Genomic DNA, 627 nt, shown 5'->3' on the forward strand with positions numbered 1-627 from the left:
GCCCGCAGGCGGCTGGTGGAGGGAGGTTATGAGTTGACCCAGCTGGTGGTTTGCTCCAGAGCAAATTTAACGATGTCACACTGGTAAACGTGCCCCTCGTTAGCATCGTTTGCGATCTTGGCCCCTATAACCTCAGCGACTTCGTAATACCAGATGCCCGGCCCTTCTTTGCTGGTGAAGACCTCATCGCATTCCTCAACGATGTCGATAGCCAGTTCACGGATCCAATCCGCACACTCGATTTCACCGCCACCAGCTACGTTGAAGTCGATGCGCTCCTGCGCAGTGTCGTCCTTTACGATGAGCGGGACACGGGTTTCGTTGAAGCTGCTGAAGATGAACATTGCGACCAGAGTTGGGTTCAGAGACATCATATATCCTCGTTTGCGTTATCAGTTGTTGGACTTCCAGTATCCACCAGCCCTGACCGTTGACGAAGGCAAAAGGGCGAAAAAAATATTTTATTTCCCATCTGTCACTTGAGAGTTGCAGCCGTTCCGATATACAGCATACCGCCATTCAGGAGTGGAGAGACCTTAACACCGTAAACCGCATTTGCCTCACCATTTGACGCCTCGGATGCAGCCGCGCCCGCTTTCTGTTCCTGCCGGACGGCGAAGATCCGGA

Annotated in this window: 1 protein-coding gene; it reads right to left on the bottom strand. The window is 53.0% G+C overall.

Annotated elements, in window-relative coordinates:
* Positions 1 to 26 precede the first annotated feature (26 nt).
* Positions 27 to 374, bottom strand: a complete 348-nt coding sequence (locus ACVRRC_RS22210; RefSeq protein WP_163768383.1) for a hypothetical protein — start codon at positions 372 to 374, stop codon at positions 27 to 29.
* Positions 375 to 627: the final 253 nt, after the last annotated feature.

The sequence above is a fragment of the Stutzerimonas sp. LR2 genome (assembly GCF_055755175.1).

Bases quoted from the DNA above. Each gene is read 5' to 3' on its own strand.
- ACVRRC_RS22210 (WP_163768383.1), bottom strand. From the start codon at position 374: ATGATGTCTCTGAACCCAACTCTGGTCGCAATGTTCATCTTCAGCAGC.